We start from the raw sequence: 16,642 nt of genomic DNA, 5'->3' as shown, positions 1-16,642 counted from the left end.
GCAGAGAATAAGGCGTCGAGCGCGGTCAGCGAATGACACCTGTGTCCATCACCTTCCACTCCGATCCAAACGAAGCAACGACAATAAACGCATCATTTGTGGCCGCATCCGCAGGGCGACCTTCCGTACCGTCTGCGTTGTAGTAGGCGATCGCATCTTGGATTACTTGGACTTTGACCTGCTGGGTGACCCGTTCGGCATTCCATGAGATCTCAATTTTTGGGATCCGTACTTTTCCGCCAACAATCCACCGGCCGTTCCGCGCACCATCCACAGAAGCTTGCTGATAGTAAGTGCATGCTTTACAAGCTGGCGAGGTCAAAGTACTGATGACGGAAATATCGCCCGTCTCATCTGCATAGTTCTGCTGCGCGTACCAATACCCAATAAACGCCTCCAGCCCCGCCTTCGAGTTCTCCTTCGCCAGCTCGGGCATCACCGGAACCGGCACATTCTGTGCCTTCCCCTTCGCATCTGCGGGCTTGTACACGGCGGACGGCGACGGTGCGCCGGAGGTAGCCGAAGCAGCCGGAACGGCGCTGCTCGAGGTGGGGGACGCCGTCGTCGAGCCTGATTCGGAGGTTTGCGCGCCGGGCGGAGTGCCGCCCTGGCAACCCGTGAGGAGCAGGGCCAGTCCCACTGCCAAGGCCGCCGTCCGTGGGAGTGCAACAGGAAAAATGGCAGACGAAAGACGTGGCATGACAGGCTCCCCAGCAGCTGTTTTGTGATGTTTCGGCCAGTCTAGGTGGGCTGCCAAGCGGGTCCTAGCCATGAATTGTGCCTTATGGATAACCCGCCCAGAGTGGCTGCCGGAGCCGGCATTTAAGCCGGGTTGCTGGCAAAACAGGCGCCCGAAGAGACGCTTCTCCCAAAGCGTCGGAGCTAGACGCTAGGGTGGTACTCAAGAGAAGGGGAGTGCTCCATGGAAGACCAGAACGTGCAGCTTGATCCTGTGCCTGGGGGCGAAATCCTGGGGACTGGACGCACCATCATCTCCGAAGCGGCGGTGGCCAAGGTTGCAGGCATTGCTGCCCGCACAGTGCCGGGCGTCTACTCGTTGGGCTCGGGTCCGTCCCGCGCGCTCGGCGCGATTCGCGACGCCGTCGGCAGCTCGGACCATGCAGCGGGCGTCCGCGCAGAAGTGGGCGAGACCCAGGTGGCCGTGGACATCAACCTTGTAGCCCTCTATGGACACCCCCTGCACGGCGTCGCCAACCAGGTGCGCAGCGCAGTCTTCCGCGCGGTTGAAGAGCTTGTTGGCCTGCAGGTCATTGAAGTCAATATCGAGATCAATGATGTCTATGTGGCCCCGCCTGTTAAACCCGCGGGAAGCAAGGCCGCCGTAGTGGAAAGGGAGGCACTCCAGTGAGCATGACCGTTGTGGGCATCGCGATCGGCGCCTTCGTAGCCTTCATGTCCTTTTCCTTTGGGCTGTGGGGATTCCTGATCTCACTGCTCTTCATGGGCATCGGAGCACTGCTGGGCCGGGCAGCTGACGGAAAGTTGGATCTTCGCAGCGTCCTGGACGCCATTACGGGCCGGCGCTCCTCGTCATGAGCGTGGCTGAGGCTGTGGAATCCACCACCAGCCTGGCCGGCCACAACCGGATCAGTACCCAGGCTTTGACATCCTTGGCGCGCGCCGCCGCCGCTGAAGCCCTCGGCGTTGAGGCCAGCGACATCCGTGCTGATTGGGCGGACGACGACGGCCTGCTGGCTTTGTCGATCGTGGCACCTATCAGCATCCCGGCTTTGACCGAAGTCTTGCGGGATCCGTTGCGCGTCCAAGGCTTCGGCGGCTCCATCTGGGACCGGGCAGTTGCTGCGAAAGCCACTGTCCTTGAAACGGTCACGCGACTCAGCGGATCCCAGTTGAGCAGGGTGGACATCAGAATCAGCGGTGCCCACGTCACCGAAGGAGGCCGGGTTCATTGACGCAGGACCAGAAAGCCCACCGCCCAACCCGGGATCAAAACAGCATCGAGCAGCAAGCTGGAGCTGGACCGGTAGCCGGCGAGGACCCTGAGATGAGCCGTATCCTTCGGCGTGAAACCCATTCTTCCCGCGCCGGTGCTGCTGTCATTGCCGCCGTCCTGGTGATTGTGCTCTGCCTCTACGCACTTCTCGAGGCGGGCGTGCGGGCCGTGGGGCAGCCTCCCTGGCTGATCGACCCCACCACTGCGGCCGGGCGCATCATCGCTCTCCCGGAAGGTATTTCCCCTTTGCTGCTAGGCGCCAGTGGTGCCGTGGTTGCCATGGTGGGACTCTTCTTCTTCTTGCACGCAGTGCTGCCCGGCAGGCGAGCCCGGCATTTGCTCCGGGACCGTCGTACCGCCGTCGTGGTTGATGACGAAGTGCTGGCTTCAGCGCTGGCGCGTCGTGCGCGAACTGCCGCGAACGTTACCCAGGAGCAGGTGATGGTGGTGGTTTCCAGGCAATTGGTGGTGGTCAATGTCCGGCCTACATCGGGCAGCAGGGTGAGCGAGGAAGCTGTGCTGACTGCTGTGCGGGCAGAACTTGAGGAGATGTCGCCGGTGCCGATGCCTTCCGTGCGGGTCAACGTGGCGTCCTCGGGGGTGATTGGCGCGTGAACGGGACACCGCGTGCCCTCAACCGTGTGCTGTTGTTCATCATTGGGGTGAAACTCCTGGCCGTCGGACTGTTGCTCGTGCTGCTGGCGACCGTGCCCGCTGTGGCGGCGTGGTGGCATGGATTCTCTGCCGGTGTCTGGGCCGGGATGGAAAATGCCTTCCGCCAAACCCGCTTGCCAGGACATGAGGAAAGCTGGCTGTGGATTGTGGCTGGAGCGGTCCTGGTGGCCGTCATTGTCGCCATGATCGCCTGGCTCTCCCAGCAGGGCAAGGGCCGGGCCAACCTGTTGGTCGCAAGCGATGACGACAGCCATATCGATGGAGAAGTGCGGATCGGTGGAGGCGTGGCGGAACAGGCGCTGAGGGCTGCGCTGGCTGAGCGGACCGACCTCGCAGCCGCTTCCGTGGCCACCTACGAGGTGCGGGGGAAGCCGGGGCTGCGCATCCGGATCCAGCCCAGGCAAGGAGTGGCGCCACACGTGCTGGCCGCCGAAGTATCCCAGCTCGTTGAAGCATTGGACCTGGTTATCGGCCAAAAAACGCCGGTGTTGGTGCACATGGTTTCGGGTGCCCGGTCCAGGTTTACCAAGGCGGAACGTGTCCGCTGACATTGCGGAATGCAAGTCCCGGCCCCTAAGTTGAGTCCGAGGGGGAATGCCTCCTTTGGCACGCCACGTCACAGATCCGACCGTTACAGAGGAGAACACCATGAGTGAAGAGACCACGGGAGCCGAAGCAGTAAACGGCGCAGCAGGAAACGCCAAAGAGGCGGCAGGCGAAGCCCTGGAAAATGCGAAGGAATTTGCGGGCGAGGCTGTTGAAAACGTCAAGGAATTCGCTGGGGAGGCAGCCGGGAACGTCAAAGAGTTCGCAGGCGAGGCCGCGGAAAACGTCAAAGAATTCTTCTCCGGTGATGTCGGCGAAAATGCCAAGGAACTGGCCGGAGACGTGGCGGAGAAGTCCAAGGAAATTGCCGGTGATGTAGCCGAAAACGTCAAGGGACTGGGCACGAAGATCGCCGGTCTGCTGAAGGGCGATAAGTAGCAAACGCCCCATCAGCAAAGGATGGCAGTTCGTATCCGCAGCGGAAACCCGCGCGGGAGCGGGCTGCCATCGCTGTGTGAGTGCCCAGTAGCGGTCCCAGTCCGGTAACCCTGCCAGTCCGGTAACCCTGCCAGTCCGGTGACCCTGCCAGCCCGGTGACCCCGCCAGCCCCGATAACTCCGCAAGCCCCGGTAACTCCGCCAGCCCGATAACCGAGACAGTCCGTTTGCCGGTCTGGAGCTAGTAACCTGAGGTCAATGCGCGATGGACAGGAGGCTGCAGTGGCTAAAGAGGCAGTAATTGAAACGGCTGCGGTTGAAGCCCCAGTGGCGGGAACAGCGGTGCTGGACTCCCCGGTGGCCGGACTCATGGCCGAATTGGCCGCCCTCGAAGATCCCCGGGCGCGCGAAATCAACGAAAAGCACGGCGATGACCATGGCGTGAACCTCAGCAAATTACGGGCAGTCGCCAAAAGGCTGAAAACCCAGCAGGAGCTCTCACGCGAATTGTGGGCTACGGACGACACCGCTGCCAGGCTGTTGTCGTTGCTGATCTGCAAGCCCAAAGCCTTTGAACGCGACGAACTGGACAGAATGCTCCGGGAGGCACGGACTCCCAAGGTCCACGACTGGCTGGTGAATTACGTGGTCAAAAAGAGCCCGCATTGCGAAGAGCTGCGGGTGGCCTGGTTCGCCGACGCTGATCCAGTGGTGGCCAGCGCAGGATGGGCGCTGACGTCGGAACGCGTGGTCAAGAAGCCTGAGGGCCTGGACCTGGTGGCACTGCTGGATAGCATCGAGGCCGCCATGAAGGACGCACCGGAACGTCTGCAGTGGGCCATGAACCAGTGCCTTGCCATGATCGGCATCGAGTTTCCGGAGCACAGGGCCAGGGCTCTGGACATTGGCGAGCGCTTGGAGGTCCTGAAGGACTATCCCACGCCGCCCAACTGCACCTCACCGTTTGCGCCCACTTGGATCAACGAGATGGTGCGGCGCCAAGCCGCCCCATAGCCAGCCGCCCCGTAGCCGGCCGCCCTGTAGCCAGCCGCCATAGGCCCGCCGGGGAATTTAGCCCCGGTTTCGGTGCATCATGCGGTAGGTGAGTTCGGCGAGGAGTTCTTCGTCGGACAGGTGTGACGCCCTGGCGATGGGAGCAGCGGGGACAGCGATGCGCGGTGGTCCCTGCCGGGGTTCGTCTCCTGAGCGCATGTCGTCAGGAGTGATCATTTCCGGGGCAAACGTTGATTTTCCTTTGAGGACCTCCGAGACGGATCCTGCACGCCAGCCCAAAGCGTGCTCAAGCTTGCGCTGGTTGATTTCCTGCGTGCGGCGGGTTCCCGATTCCAACGTACGGACGGTCTTGATGGCAGTTCCCGCCTGCTTGGCCAGCTGGACTTGGCTCAAACCTTGGGCCAGACGTTCTTCCTTGATCAATCGGCCGATGGTCTGCAGTGCTTCAAGTTCATCCACACTTCCTATTTTTCCATAGGCAACATTGGGTAAACAAATCGATCCGCAGCTTGAAGAGCGTGCAGGACTGATGGGGCGTTGGCCAAATGGAGCGAAGAAGGCTGCGTTTTCAAGATCAACAGGTTGCTTGGTATCGATGCGGTTACGTTCTGTGTAAGCGCTTGCATTTTGACGCGCTTCCTAGCTAGTGTGAGCGTCACCACATCAATTGCGCCGCCGAATCACTTGTACTCAGCGAGGAGTCTTTAGCATGAAGAAAACCAAGTACCTGCTACCGGTCGCAGCCGCCGGTGTTCTGGCACTTACCCTTTCCGCCTGTAGCGGAGATGGTGGCGGTGGGGGATCCACCGCCGGCTCGAATGACTGCGCCAGCTACGAAAGCTATGGCAAGCACGATGGCAAGACCGTCTCGGTCTACTCGACGATCGTAGACATCGAGGCCACCAACCTCGAGGAGTCCTGGAAGCAGTTCGAAGACTGCACGGGCATCACCGTCAAGTACGAAGGCAGCAAGGAGTTCGAGACGCAGATCGGCGTCCGTGCCCAGTCCGGGACCGCGCCCGACGTAGCGATCTTCCCGCAGCCCGGCCTTCTGGCCACCCAGGCAAAGGCAGGCTACTTGAAGCCGGCTCCGAAGACGGTTTCCGACCTCGTGGACAAGAACTGGTCCCCGGACTGGAAGAAGTACGGCACCGTTGACGGCACTTACTACGCTGCCCCGATGCTCGCGAACGTCAAGGGCTTTGTCTGGTACTCGCCCAAGACCTTCAAGGACAAGGGCTGGGAAGTCCCCAAGACGTGGGACGAAATGATTGACCTGTCCAAGAAGATCGCGGCCGATGACAAGAACATGAAGCCGTGGTGTGCTGGATTCGAGTCCGGTGAAGCCACCGGCTGGCCCGGCACGGACTGGATCGAAGACGTGGTTCTGCGTGCACACGGCCCGGAGGTCTACGACCAGTGGGTAGCCCACCAGATTCCGTTCAACGACCCCAAGATCGTCGACTCCTTCAACAAGGCCGGCGACATCCTGCTCAACCAGGACATGGTGAACGGCGGCTTCGGTGACGTCCGCTCGATCCTGAGCACCGGTTTCGCCCAGGCCGGCCAGCCGGTTCTTGACGGTACCTGCGCCATGCACCACCAGGCCAACTTCCAGGCCGCCAACTGGCCTGCAGGAACCAACGTTGCTGAAGATGGCGATGTTTGGGCCTTCATCACCCCGCCGATCGACGAAAGCAAGGGCAAGGCAGTCACCGGTGGCGGCGAAATGGTGGGCGCTTACAAGGACACCCCCGAGGTTCAGTCCTTCCTGGCCTACCTGGCCAGCGCCGACTTCGCCAACAACCGCGTGAAGCTGGGCGGTGTTGTCAGTGCAAACAAGGGCCTGGACCCGAACAACGCACAGTCCGACCTCGACAAGCTGACCGTCAAGATCCTCCAGGACCCTGACACCGTCTTCCGCTTCGACGGATCCGACCTGATGCCGAGTGCTGTGGGTTCAAACTCCTTCTGGAAGGGCATCGTGCAGTGGATCAACGGCACGTCCTCGCAGGATGTTGCCAACAGCATCGAGTCCAGCTGGCCCAAGAGCTAACTCCCAAAGTGCTGCCTCCCCTGACTGGTTTGCCCAGCCGGGGAGGCAGTGCTTTTCCCGGAACTTAGTGATTCACTCACGCCCCGGAGGTTGGGTATGGAATTTATTGGAGAAAAACTCCTTCAAGTAGTGATAGCCCTTGCGATATTCGCAGCGGTTATCGGCCTCATCATGTTGCTGGTGGACAGGGCACCCAAAACGGTCAAGGACAAAGTCACCGTTGCCGGCTTCCTGGCCCCCGCCGCGATCCTGATGCTGGTGGGCCTGGTTTATCCGGCCATCCGAACGTCAATGCTGGCGTTCACGGATGCCGGCGGCAATGCCAACGGCTTTGACAACTTCGTGTGGATGTTCACGCAGCCCGAGGCTCTGACCACACTGCGAAACACCGTTATCTGGACCATCCTGGTTCCTTTGCTGTCCACAAGCTTTGGCCTTGCCTACGCCGTGTTCATTGACAAGGCCCGGGGCGAAAAGGTGTTGAAGTCACTGGTCTTCATGCCAATGGCGATCTCCTTCGTAGGCGCCGGCATCATCTGGAAGCTCGTCTACGACTACCGTGGGCCCGGCATCGAACAAACAGGTGTCATCAACTTCTTCCGCGACGCCCTGGGAATGGACCCCAAGCAGTTCCTCCTGGATGCGCCGGAAAACACGTTCTTCCTGATCATCGTGATGGTCTGGATCCAGACCGGCTTCGCCATGGTGATTCTCTCGGCCGCCATCAAGGGCGTCCCGGTGGAACTCACCGAGGCAGCCCGCTTGGACGGGGCGAATGCCTGGCAGCAATTCCGTAATGTCACGGTCCCGGGTATTCGTGGAGCGCTGGTGGTGGTGCTGACAACCATCACGATCGCCACGTTGAAGGTGTTCGACATTGTCCGGACCATGACCGCCGGCAACTACGACACGTCGGTGGTAGCCAACGAAATGTACACCCAGGCATTCCGTGCCGGTGAGCCGGGACGCGGTGCCGCGTTGGCCCTCATCCTGTTCCTGATGGTGTTGCCCATTGTGGTCTACAACGCCCGAGTCCTTCGCAAGCAAAGGGAGATCCATTGACAGCCACGCCAGCCCCGAAAGAGGCCGCCAAGGCCACCCGGCAGCGTCCTGGATCCGACCCCACGGAGGACGCCCAGCCGATCATGCGACGGGTCAAGAGCAAACTGACCTCCAAGTGGGCAACAGCGGCAGCGATCGTGATCGCCGTCGTCTGGTCCGTCCCGACGTTCGGCCTGTTTGTTACCTCATTCCGTCCAGCGGCCAAGCAGGTGGGCCCCCGGTCCGACGGCTGGTGGAATGCCTTCGTCGACTGGCAGTTCACGTTCAAGAACTATGCCGACGTCCTTACTCCGGCAGGCTCCCAGTCGGCCAACCTGTCCCAGTACTTCGTCAATTCCATCGCGATCGTCATTCCGGTCACGATCTTTGTCCTCGTGCTGGCATCCATGGCTGCCTACGTTTTTGCCTGGGGCAAGTTCAAGGGCCGCGACGCGATGTTCATCTTCGTCTTTGCCCTCCAGATCATTCCGCTCCAGATGGCACTGATCCCGCTCCTGCAATTCTTCACGCAGACACTGCACCTTCCGGCGGGCTCGTACGCCCAGCTGTGGATCGCCCACACCATGTTCGGCCTTCCGCTGGGCATCTTCCTGCTCCACAACTTCATCTCCGAAATCCCTGGTGAAGTCATTGAGGCAGCACGGGTGGACGGCGCCGGACACAGCACCATCTTCTGGCGGATCATCCTCCCGTTGTCCGTTCCGGCGCTGGCATCCCTGGCGATCTTCCAGTTCCTGTGGGTCTGGAATGACCTCCTGGTGGCGCTGGTGTTCTCCGGTGGTACGGCGGACGTGGCCCCCATTACGCAGCGCTTGGCGGAAATTTCCGGTACGCGTGGCGCCAGGGACTACCTCAACCCGGCGGCAGCGTTCGTCTCCATCATCATCCCGCTCCTGGTGTTCTTCGGATTGCAGCGCTACTTTGTACGCGGCCTGCTCTCCGGCGGCCTCAAGGGCTAGGATCCGCAGCCTCGGTTGCGCAGCGCATTACGCCGCTGCGTAACCGAGGGCTGCAAAGCAGAAGTCCACCTTTAAGGTGAAGGCGGAGCAACGGCGGCCGGAGAGGGGAGCCTGTGTCACGAACAACGGGTAGGTCCCAACGCGGTGGCCATACCGGCGTCAGTATCGAGGACGTCGCCGCTGCCGCTGGAGTTTCGACGGCGACCGTCTCACGGGCCGTCCGGGGCCTGCCGCGGGTATCTCCGGCCACCCGCGAAAAGATTCTCGAAGTTGCCAGTTCGCTGGGCTACGTCGCGTCGTCGTCGGCATCCGGCCTGGCCACCGGCCGTACACGCACCATCGGCGTCCTGGCCCCGTTCGTCAGCCGCTGGTTCTTCTCCAAAGCGATCGAAGGCGCGGACCGGGAGCTGCATTCGCGCAAGTACAACCTCTCCCTGTTCAACCTCGGTGGCCACGGCAGCAACCGCGAGCGGCTCTTCAGCTCCACCATGGTCTACAAACAGATCGACGCCCTGCTGGTGCTTTGTATGTCCTTGACCGAGGAAGAGCTGGAACACCTCCACAAGATTGACATTCCGCTGGTGGTAGTAGGCGGGCACGTGGAGGATTGCGCCTATATCGGCATCAACGATTACGACGCCGCGTCCACCGCTGTGCGGCACCTCTTGGACTTGGGCCACAAGGACATCGCATTGCTCCATGGCGACGACGAAACCGACCTGAACTTCGACGTTCCCCGTGTGCGGATCCGCGCCTTCCAGGAAGTCATGACCGACGCCGGACTGGAAGTCCGTCCCGAATGGGACCAGTGGGGTGATTTCACGGTTGCCAGTGGCCAAGAGGCCTTCAACCGCTTGTGGAACCAGCCCGGACGCAAACCGACAGCGATTTTCTGCTCGTCCGATGAGATGGCCATGGGCGTCATCTTCGAGGCGGGGCGCCACGGCGTCAAGGTGCCCCAGGACCTTTCAGTGATCGGCATTGACGATCATGATTTCTCGTCTTCCATTGGTTTGACGACGGTGGGGCAACGCCCCGACAACCAGGCTGAACTCGCCACCAAGATGCTGCTTGACGAGCTGGATGGGAACCCCGGTGCTGTCCATTCCGAGGTTGCCCCACACGAGCTGATCGTGCGCGAGACCACAGCCCCGCCAACGGAAAGCTAGGGCAGCCACCCTCTTCGCAGGGCCCACCTGCAAACCTCCGTCATGAATCCCCTCCGGGGCCCACATAGTTACTGTGCCGCGGCATCAATGCGCCGCGACTGTGTGCCGCGCAGTTGCTGTGCCGCGGCCGCGCCGAAGCATCCGGACACCGACCGAACTGGAGGTTGGGCCCGGGAGGCGCTCGTCTAATGAAAGAGGGATCATGCATAAATCACTTCCGTCCCGGCTTGGGGCCGAAGCTTTGGGGACTTTTGTCCTCGTCTTCGGAGGATGCGGCAGCGCGGTGTTGGCTGCGAAAGTTCTCTCGGAGGACAAGCTCAACATGGGCATCGGATTCCTGGGTGTTGCGTTGGCATTCGGCCTGACGGTCCTGGCCATGGCATACGCAGTGGGACACATCTCGGGCGGACACTTCAACCCCGCAGTGACCATCGGCGCCGCTCTGGCCGGCAGGATTGAATGGAAAGCCGTTGGCCCCTACATCGTCACGCAGGTCGCTGCTGCCTCCTTGGCCGGGCTGGCGCTCTTTGCGATAGCCTCCGGAAAGGACGGGTTCGATGCTGTTAAGTCCGGATTCGCCTCCAATGGTTACGGCGAGAGGTCCCCGGATGGGTATTCAATGGTGGCTGCTTTGGTCATTGAGATCATCCTGACCGCAGTCTTTCTCTACATCATCCTGGGCAGCACCGATTCGCGGGCGCCGAAGGGTTTCGCACCCATCGCCATCGGGCTTGGTTTGACGTTGATCCACCTGGTGTCCATCCCGGTGACCAACACTTCCGTCAACCCGGCACGTTCCTTGGGAGTGGCATGGTTCGCCGGCCCCGAAGCATTGGGACAGGTGTGGTTGTTCATTCTTGCCCCGGTCATCGGGGCTGCCATTGCAGGCGTCACCTACAAGGTGTTCTTCCCCAACACCGAGGACGTGGTCCTCGAACGCTAGGGAAGTGCGCGGGTCAGGAAGCCCGTGCCAACTGCCGGATGGGGATCCACCGGGAGGCAAGCCGGCGGTAGGCGGCAGCGGCGCCGGTCATGTCGCCCTCCGCCAGGCACTCGATGCCCAGCCGCACGTCCATGGGGGATTCATCCGGGTAAACCTTGTCTGCCACTGCACCGTAGTCCAGCTCCACCATGGACTGGATGTGGAACAGTTCCAGCCATTCGGTGAGCTGCGTCAGGTCATCGAGCATGTCCAGGTCCGGCGCGGCCAAGGCCAGGTGCGCCACTGCGAAGCGTGCCCTGTCCAGGGCCTCGGTCAGGGGCGTCCATACCCGCACCGTCAGAATGCGCCCGTCGGATTCCACGACGTCCTTCCGGTCCGACTCGGCGAAGAGCGAGAACCAGCTGAACGGGATTCCCCATGTTGAGGCACGGGTGTGGACGCGTTTGGCATCTTCCCCCGCATTGACCCGATCAATCCTTGCCTGGTGCTTGTCCCGTTGCGAGACGGGGATGAGGAGGTCGGCGAGGGGACTGTGCACGCCGTCCATGAGCGCATTGGCCGCCAAACCCGCCCGAATCACCAGTTGGCTGGGGCAGTAAAGCAGCCGCCCGGCGTCGTGCCCTTCCTGGGCGGTCGCTGCAGGTTGGTCCTCCGCTGCAGGTTGGCCCACTGCAGGTTGGTCCGGCGTGGCCGCGTGCCGGCCCGTGGGCACGCGCGTCATGCGTACCAGGTCCGTGCGGCCGGTGGGGAAGGGATCGCCGCCGGACCGCGTGATGCGGCCCAGCGAGGCCTGCAGCTCCGCATTCTCGACGGCGGCCCGGGAACCGTTCTTGCTGCCCCGCGCCAGGAGCCTGCGCTGCTGCTCGGGCGGGAACGCTTCGAGGGGTTCGTAAATGCGCAGCGACGAAGAGAACGGCAGCCCTGCCTGGCCCCGATAGAGGTTTCCTGTCATGGCAGCCGCCCCTTTCGCCGGTGGTTTTGGATCCTTTAGTCTGCGAGCTCCACAATCACGGGAGCGTGGTCCGAGGCGCCCTTGCCCTTGCGTTCCTCGCGGTCAATGGAAGCGCCCGTGACCCGCGAAGCCAGCGCGGGGGAGGCGAGGCAGAAGTCGATGCGCATGCCTTCCTTCTTGGGGAAGCGCAGCTGCGTGTAATCCCAGTACGTGTAGACACCGGGGCCGGGGGTATAAGGACGGACGACGTCGGTGAATCCGGCGGCTTCGAACGCATGGAACGCTGCGCGCTCGGGTTCGGAGACGTGGGTGTAATTGTTGGTGCGGAACAGCTCGATGTCCCAGACGTCGTCGTCGAACGGTGCGATGTTCCAGTCACCCATCAGTGCCACCTGGGCGGTGGGGTCGGACTTGACCCATTCGGCTGCGTGGCCCTGCAGGACGTCCAGCCATTTGATCTTGTACGGCATGTGTTCATCGTCCAGGGAGCGGCCGTTGGGAACGTAGAGGCTCCAGATGCGGATGCCGCCACAGGTGGCTGCGATGGCCCGGGCTTCCTGCACCGGATCCTTGCCGGCCTTGCCGAACGCCGGCTGGTCCAGGAAGGTGCGTTCGACATCTTCAAGGCCCACGCGGGAGGCGATGGCAACGCCGTTCCACTGGTTCACACCGAAGTGGGCAACCTCGTATCCCATGCGCTCAAAGAGCTCCCACGGGAAGTTCTCGTCCTTGCACTTGGTCTCCTGGATAGCCAGGACATCGCAGTCGCTGCGCTCAAGCCAGGCTTCAACGCGGTCTGCACGGGCGCGGAGGGAGTTCACATTCCAGGTAGCTATCTTCACAGCCACTAACTTACCGAACTTGGCGCTGAGCGCATCCCCTGAAGACTATTTACGGTGACCTAGTGGCCGTACAACAGCTCCGAGCGGGCCAGTTTACGCAACCCGATGCCGGAAGCGACCAGCAGCAGTCCTGTCACGAGCGCAAAGGCCCCAAGCATCCACACCAGGCCCAGGAAACCCAAGCCCGGATTGACCAGCACCACGATTCCAAAAATGGTGGTGATCAGGCCTGTGAGCAGCCAGAGCCCCCAACTGCTGACGAAAGTCCGGGCCGCCAGCGACAAAACAATTTGTGACAACCCCAGCACCAGCGCCCACAAACCGATGAGCACGCCGATCGCCGCGGCCGTAATTCCCGGCAAGGCAATGGCCACAATGCCGGCCGCGATGGAGATGAGGCCACCCACAATGGTCCAGCGGGACCGGCCCGCGGGGTCGTAGAAGTAATGGGCCACGCTGGTGATGCCGTCAATGATCGCAAAGACCCCGAACATGACGACCACCACGAACGCCGTGGCGCTGGGCAGGGCAAAGATCAGCAGGCCAAAAACAATGGCGAGGATTCCCCGGACCAGCAACGCAGTTCCCGGGCTCTTGAACATCTTGCGATCAGCTACGTCCGACATAGGGCCAGAGTAACCAACCGCGTGTCCTACCGCATCCCCTCGCGCCGGATAGCTGTGGCAATTGCTGCTGCACGGGTTTCGACGCCCAGTTTCGCGTAGATGTGGGCGAGGTGGGTCTTGACGGTGGCCTCGGAGATGAAGAGGCGCTTTCCGAGGTCGCGGTTGCTGAGGCCCTCAGTCAACAGGCTGAGCAGTTCGGCCTCGCGCGGAGTGAGGATCTCGTCCGGATTCCGCAGCTGTTGGAACAGCCGCGACGCGACGGGCGCACTCATGACGCTCTTGCCCTGCACGGCACCACGAACGGCCGCGAAGATCTCCTCGGGCGCCGCATCCTTGAGCAGGTAGCCCATGGCGCCGGCGTCCACGGCGCGGACAATGTCGGCGTCCGAGTCGTAGGTGGTGAAGACGATGATTGCCTGTTTGGGGGTTCGCCGACGGAGCTGTTTGATGGCTTCGATCCCGTCCATGCCGGGACCCATGGCCAGGTCCATGAGGACCACGTCCGGGGCATGTTGCCGGGCCGCCTCCAGCGCGTCCTCCCCGGATGCGGCTTCCCCGACGACGGCGATGTCGCCCTGGGTGCCCAACAGCGCTTTGAGCCCGCTCCGGACCACGGTGTGGTCGTCCACGAGCAGCACGGAGATGGTGTTCACAAAGCCTCCTTCAAGGCGTTTGCCTGATCTGCAGGTCGGGCCAGCGGAAACTGGGCCGCGATGATGGTGCCTTCGCCGGGTGTGCTTTCCACCGACAATTGTCCGCCCAACTGTTCCACGCGTTGGCGCATGGCCCGCAGTCCGTACCCTCCGGTTTCAGAATGCGGAGGTACCGCTCCGGGATCAAAGCCGCGGCCGTCGTCGTACACGTCCAAGGTGACCGCGTCCGGAAGGTAGCCAAGGGTCACGCTGGCATGGCCGGCGTGGGCGTGGAGTTTGATGTTTGCCACCGCGCTCTGTGCGACACGGAGCAGGGCATGCCGGACCTCCGAAGGGAGCGGCCGCAGATCCCCGGTGACTTGCACACGGATGCCGTCCACGTACTGCTGTGCTGCCTGTTCCAGGGCTTCGGGGAGGGGCCCGGTCTCGAGGCCGGGGGCGGAGAGCTCATGTACCAGGCTGCGGGTGTCAGCGAGGTTCCGCCGCAGCAGGTCCGTTGCCTTTCGTACGTCATGGTGGGCGCTTTCGGCCGGCCATGAGCGCTGTGCGGCTTCGAGGAGGAGCAGGCTGCTGGCCAGGCCCTGGGTTACGGTGTCGTGGATTTCCCGCGAAACGCGCTCGCGTTCGGTGGCAATCCCGGCTTCCCGCTGTTTCGCCGCGAGTTGCTCCTGGGCCTGGGTGACGTCATGGAGGAGTTTGCGTTGCAGCGCCGCGTCGCGCTCGATCTTGTCGTAAATCAAGGTCAGCAGCGCACCCGCGGCGAGCGGGCCAAGAAGCATGGCGACGTCGGTCCAGCCGCTCATCCGGAAGAGTCCGACGGCGGTGGCGGCCGCCGTCGCGCCACCGGCTACATAGGCGGCCCACCCGCGGAAGGCGGTCCGGGTGAGGAAGAAGATCGCGAAGGAACACCACGCGAAGCTGGGGGCGGCAATAACAAGCGCCGCCCATGCTGCCACCAAAGCGGCCATCCACGGAATCCATACCCCGCGAGCCGGTCCGGGGGGACGCCTGCCAGGTTCCCGTCGGCGGGCCAACACCGCGGTAACCGCATAGAGGGCACAAACAGTCCCCGCCAACGCAACTGTCCACAGGTTGTCTGCGGGGGAGTGCCGCATGACATAGCGGACAGCCGAAGCGACCATCAGGACGGCGAAGCCCAGATGCACCACAGCATCGATGCGTCCATCGAGCCGTACGCCTGGCGCCGGCTGGGAAGGGACAGTGGGCATCCTCCCATGCTAGGTCCCTTTGCGGGCATTGGTCTGTCCACCTTTTGGCTGATACCGCCGACGGAAAGGCTGAGTCCGGGAACGGCAACCGGGCGATGTGGCGGTTGGTGGGTCCACGGAAGCATGGGGATGTACCCGAAACTGTGGTCCCGATGCCCTACAAGGAGAACCCCGTGAAGAAGTCGAACAAGATGATTGCCGCCGCCGCTGCCGGAGCATTGCTGCTCACCGGCGGTGTCACGGCCGTGGCCAACGCCGTGTCCCCTGCTGGTGCGCCGGCTGCTGCCCAGGCCGCTCCCGTGAAGGTTGCAGCCGAGGTCCAGCCCGCTCCGGAGAACGTGGTGGCCCAGAACAGGATCTCCGTTGGCGCCTCGAGCGCTGCCGTCACTGCTGCGCTGGCCAAGTGCCAGGCGGACAAACTTCCGTTCGTGACAGTTGCCCTGGTGGACCGATTCGGAACTGTCCAGGCGCTCCTGCGCGGCGACAACGCTGCCGAGCACACCATCGAAGCCGCCAAGCAGAAGGCCTACACAGCAGCTGCCTTCGGTGCTCCCACCAGCGAGCTCGCCAAGCGCATCAACGGCAACGGACCCTCCATTGCCGACCTTCCCGGCACGCTCTTCCTTGCCGGTGGCGTCCCGTTGAAGGTCAACGGAGTCTCCGTTGCCGGCATCGGAGTCGGCGGCGCTCCCGATGGCGCCCTTGATGAAGCCTGCGCCACCGCCGGTGCCGATGCCTTGGCCACGGCAGCAAAGTAGCCTCGACAGTATGGATTCCCTGAAGGGGCGCAGCTGGGCGGCGGGCCGGGTGATCGGTGCGGGTTTGCTGATCGCCGGGCTCGTAGCCGGCTGCGCACCGTCGGAACGCGCCGATCCGGCTTCCGGCACGCCCGATGCAAGCACGACGGCGGCCGGCCCGCCGGCCGGGGCGTCGCCAGGCTCAAACCCGGCCCCGTCGTCGTCGGCTCCGGGCACACCGCCCAAACTCCCACCGGAGGCCCAATTGGAAACCGACCGTCTCCTGATCCTTGCCGCGAAAGCCAACGACGCCGGCCGCGTCCGTGAACTGATCGCGGCCGGCGGCAACGTCAACGCAAAAGACGACATCCAGGACTCGGCCTTCCTGTACGCCGGGGCGGAAGGCTTCGACGAGGTCCTGGAACTGACGTTGGCCGCGGGCGCGGATGTTCGCAGCATCAACAGATACGGCGGCACCGCGTTGATCCCGGCGAGCGAGCACGGACATACGGACACCGTCCGGATCCTCATTGCCGCAGGTGTGCCGGTGGATCACGTCAACAACCTTGGCTGGACCGCCATGCAGGAAGCCATCCTGCTCAACAACGGCGGGCCCAACCAGCAGGAGGTGGTCCGGCAGCTCCTGGCAGCCGGGGCGAACCCGGATATCCGCGACCCCCAAGGCCGAACCGCCCTGCAGAACGCAGAGCGGCTCGGGTTTACGGAGATCGCGGCGCTGATCCGGAACCGCTGATCTGCTGCTTACC

21 protein-coding genes are annotated in these 16,642 nt (G+C 62.9%); 14 read left to right on the top strand and 7 right to left on the bottom strand.

Features of this window, described 5'->3' with window-relative positions; genetic code table 11:
* Nucleotides 1-25 precede the first annotated feature (25 nt).
* A complete protein-coding gene (locus AC6JA3_RS19450; protein WP_347782017.1) occupies nucleotides 26-490 on the bottom strand; it encodes a DUF6318 family protein in 465 nt (154 codons plus the stop codon).
* 432 nt (nucleotides 491-922) lie between these two features.
* On the opposite strand from AC6JA3_RS19450, the gene AC6JA3_RS19445 reads away from it, so the two are divergent.
* The 7 genes from AC6JA3_RS19445 to AC6JA3_RS19415 all read left to right on the top strand — a co-directional run bounded on the left by AC6JA3_RS19445 (nucleotide 923) and on the right by AC6JA3_RS19415 (nucleotide 4,647).
* The gene (locus tag AC6JA3_RS19445) at nucleotides 923-1,369 is read left to right on the top strand and encodes an Asp23/Gls24 family envelope stress response protein (RefSeq protein WP_026542625.1); all 447 of its coding nucleotides are present in this window, start codon (nucleotides 923-925) and stop codon (nucleotides 1,367-1,369) included.
* The gene (locus AC6JA3_RS19440; protein ID WP_026542624.1) at nucleotides 1,366-1,557 is read left to right on the top strand and encodes a DUF2273 domain-containing protein; all 192 of its coding nucleotides are present in this window, start codon (nucleotides 1,366-1,368) and stop codon (nucleotides 1,555-1,557) included. The genes AC6JA3_RS19445 and AC6JA3_RS19440 overlap by 4 nt, the downstream gene beginning before the upstream one ends.
* Nucleotides 1,554-1,934: a hypothetical protein gene (locus AC6JA3_RS19435; protein WP_026542623.1), complete on the top strand. Its 381-nt coding sequence runs from the start codon at nucleotides 1,554-1,556 to the stop codon at nucleotides 1,932-1,934. The genes AC6JA3_RS19440 and AC6JA3_RS19435 overlap by 4 nt, the downstream gene beginning before the upstream one ends.
* A gap of 92 nt (nucleotides 1,935-2,026) precedes the next feature.
* Entirely contained in the window at nucleotides 2,027-2,590 is a 564-nt protein-coding gene (locus AC6JA3_RS19430; RefSeq protein WP_397334576.1) for a DUF6286 domain-containing protein, read from the top strand.
* A complete protein-coding gene (locus AC6JA3_RS19425; RefSeq protein ID WP_026548365.1) occupies nucleotides 2,587-3,198 on the top strand; it encodes a hypothetical protein in 612 nt (203 codons plus the stop codon). The genes AC6JA3_RS19430 and AC6JA3_RS19425 overlap by 4 nt, the downstream gene beginning before the upstream one ends.
* Before the next feature lie 100 nt (nucleotides 3,199-3,298).
* Nucleotides 3,299-3,634, top strand: a complete 336-nt coding sequence (locus AC6JA3_RS19420; RefSeq protein ID WP_139183505.1) for a hypothetical protein — start codon at nucleotides 3,299-3,301, stop codon at nucleotides 3,632-3,634.
* Between the two features lie 368 nt (nucleotides 3,635-4,002).
* On the top strand, nucleotides 4,003-4,647 hold the full coding sequence (locus AC6JA3_RS19415) for a DNA alkylation repair protein (RefSeq protein ID WP_347783607.1): 645 nt from the start codon (nucleotides 4,003-4,005) through the stop codon (nucleotides 4,645-4,647).
* A gap of 57 nt (nucleotides 4,648-4,704) precedes the next feature.
* On the opposite strand, the gene AC6JA3_RS19410 is transcribed toward AC6JA3_RS19415, so the two are convergent.
* Entirely contained in the window at nucleotides 4,705-5,106 is a 402-nt protein-coding gene (locus AC6JA3_RS19410) for a helix-turn-helix domain-containing protein (RefSeq protein WP_026542619.1), read from the bottom strand.
* 250 nt (nucleotides 5,107-5,356) lie between these two features.
* Between AC6JA3_RS19410 and AC6JA3_RS19405 the strand changes: the two genes are divergently transcribed.
* The 5 genes from AC6JA3_RS19405 to aqpZ all read left to right on the top strand — a co-directional run bounded on the left by AC6JA3_RS19405 (nucleotide 5,357) and on the right by aqpZ (nucleotide 10,836).
* The gene (locus AC6JA3_RS19405; RefSeq protein WP_026542618.1) at nucleotides 5,357-6,703 is read left to right on the top strand and encodes an ABC transporter substrate-binding protein; all 1,347 of its coding nucleotides are present in this window, start codon (nucleotides 5,357-5,359) and stop codon (nucleotides 6,701-6,703) included.
* Nucleotides 6,704-6,799: 96 nt separating this feature from the next.
* A complete protein-coding gene (locus tag AC6JA3_RS19400) occupies nucleotides 6,800-7,765 on the top strand; it encodes a carbohydrate ABC transporter permease (RefSeq protein WP_026542617.1) in 966 nt (321 codons plus the stop codon).
* Nucleotides 7,762-8,724 (top strand): carbohydrate ABC transporter permease, encoded by a 963-nt coding sequence (locus AC6JA3_RS19395; protein WP_026542616.1) that lies wholly within the window; start codon nucleotides 7,762-7,764, stop codon nucleotides 8,722-8,724. The genes AC6JA3_RS19400 and AC6JA3_RS19395 overlap by 4 nt, the downstream gene beginning before the upstream one ends.
* A gap of 113 nt (nucleotides 8,725-8,837) precedes the next feature.
* Nucleotides 8,838-9,893 carry a LacI family DNA-binding transcriptional regulator gene (locus AC6JA3_RS19390; RefSeq protein ID WP_026542615.1) on the top strand — a complete coding sequence of 352 codons (1,056 nt, stop codon included), beginning with the start codon at nucleotides 8,838-8,840 and terminating at the stop codon, nucleotides 9,891-9,893.
* Between the two features lie 202 nt (nucleotides 9,894-10,095).
* Entirely contained in the window at nucleotides 10,096-10,836 is a 741-nt protein-coding gene (gene aqpZ, locus AC6JA3_RS19385) for an aquaporin Z (protein WP_497920527.1), read from the top strand.
* Nucleotides 10,837-10,849: 13 nt separating this feature from the next.
* Here the strand turns inward: aqpZ and AC6JA3_RS19380 are convergent, their stop codons facing one another.
* From AC6JA3_RS19380 to AC6JA3_RS19360, 5 genes are read right to left on the bottom strand one after another with little or no spacing between them, the layout of a single operon-like run.
* Entirely contained in the window at nucleotides 10,850-11,788 is a 939-nt protein-coding gene (locus tag AC6JA3_RS19380) for a DUF8083 family protein (RefSeq protein ID WP_497920526.1), read from the bottom strand.
* Nucleotides 11,789-11,823: 35 nt separating this feature from the next.
* A complete protein-coding gene (locus AC6JA3_RS19375; protein WP_026542612.1) occupies nucleotides 11,824-12,630 on the bottom strand; it encodes an exodeoxyribonuclease III in 807 nt (268 codons plus the stop codon).
* A 59-nt stretch (nucleotides 12,631-12,689) separates the two neighbouring features.
* Nucleotides 12,690-13,256 carry an HdeD family acid-resistance protein gene (locus AC6JA3_RS19370; protein WP_026548359.1) on the bottom strand — a complete coding sequence of 189 codons (567 nt, stop codon included), beginning with the start codon at nucleotides 13,254-13,256 and terminating at the stop codon, nucleotides 12,690-12,692.
* Nucleotides 13,257-13,282: 26 nt separating this feature from the next.
* A complete protein-coding gene (locus AC6JA3_RS19365; RefSeq protein ID WP_026542610.1) occupies nucleotides 13,283-13,909 on the bottom strand; it encodes a response regulator in 627 nt (208 codons plus the stop codon).
* A complete protein-coding gene (locus AC6JA3_RS19360) occupies nucleotides 13,906-15,138 on the bottom strand; it encodes a sensor histidine kinase (RefSeq protein ID WP_497920525.1) in 1,233 nt (410 codons plus the stop codon). The genes AC6JA3_RS19365 and AC6JA3_RS19360 overlap by 4 nt, the downstream gene beginning before the upstream one ends.
* 173 nt (nucleotides 15,139-15,311) lie before the next feature.
* Here AC6JA3_RS19360 and AC6JA3_RS19355 point away from each other — a divergent pair, with 173 nt between their 5' ends.
* Together AC6JA3_RS19355 and AC6JA3_RS19350 are read left to right on the top strand one after the other, a co-directional pair.
* Nucleotides 15,312-15,896 (top strand): GlcG/HbpS family heme-binding protein, encoded by a 585-nt coding sequence (locus tag AC6JA3_RS19355; protein ID WP_223944508.1) that lies wholly within the window; start codon nucleotides 15,312-15,314, stop codon nucleotides 15,894-15,896.
* A 10-nt stretch (nucleotides 15,897-15,906) separates the two neighbouring features.
* Nucleotides 15,907-16,629 carry an ankyrin repeat domain-containing protein gene (locus AC6JA3_RS19350; RefSeq protein ID WP_347782014.1) on the top strand — a complete coding sequence of 241 codons (723 nt, stop codon included), beginning with the start codon at nucleotides 15,907-15,909 and terminating at the stop codon, nucleotides 16,627-16,629.
* Nucleotides 16,630-16,642: the final 13 nt, after the last annotated feature.

Source organism: Arthrobacter sp. TmtSoilC79, assembly GCF_059739405.1.
Note: the sequence above shows the minus strand (reverse complement) of the source record. Positions and strands in the feature narration are given on the sequence as shown.

Bases quoted from the DNA above. Each gene is read 5' to 3' on its own strand.
- AC6JA3_RS19445 (WP_026542625.1), top strand. From the start codon at position 923: ATGGAAGACCAGAACGTGCAGCTTGATCCTGTGCCTGGGGGCGAAATC.
- AC6JA3_RS19435 (WP_026542623.1), top strand. From the start codon at position 1,554: ATGAGCGTGGCTGAGGCTGTGGAATCCACCACCAGCCTGGCCGGCCAC.
- AC6JA3_RS19430 (WP_397334576.1), top strand. From the start codon at position 2,027: ATGAGCCGTATCCTTCGGCGTGAAACCCATTCTTCCCGCGCCGGTGCT.
- AC6JA3_RS19420 (WP_139183505.1), top strand. From the start codon at position 3,299: ATGAGTGAAGAGACCACGGGAGCCGAAGCAGTAAACGGCGCAGCAGGA.
- AC6JA3_RS19415 (WP_347783607.1), top strand. From the start codon at position 4,003: ATGGCCGAATTGGCCGCCCTCGAAGATCCCCGGGCGCGCGAAATCAAC.
- AC6JA3_RS19405 (WP_026542618.1), top strand. From the start codon at position 5,357: ATGAAGAAAACCAAGTACCTGCTACCGGTCGCAGCCGCCGGTGTTCTG.
- AC6JA3_RS19400 (WP_026542617.1), top strand. From the start codon at position 6,800: ATGGAATTTATTGGAGAAAAACTCCTTCAAGTAGTGATAGCCCTTGCG.
- aqpZ (WP_497920527.1), top strand. From the start codon at position 10,096: ATGCATAAATCACTTCCGTCCCGGCTTGGGGCCGAAGCTTTGGGGACT.
- AC6JA3_RS19380 (WP_497920526.1), bottom strand. From the start codon at position 11,788: ATGACAGGAAACCTCTATCGGGGCCAGGCAGGGCTGCCGTTCTCTTCG.
- AC6JA3_RS19370 (WP_026548359.1), bottom strand. From the start codon at position 13,256: ATGTCGGACGTAGCTGATCGCAAGATGTTCAAGAGCCCGGGAACTGCG.
- AC6JA3_RS19360 (WP_497920525.1), bottom strand. From the start codon at position 15,138: ATGCCCACTGTCCCTTCCCAGCCGGCGCCAGGCGTACGGCTCGATGGA.
- AC6JA3_RS19350 (WP_347782014.1), top strand. From the start codon at position 15,907: ATGGATTCCCTGAAGGGGCGCAGCTGGGCGGCGGGCCGGGTGATCGGT.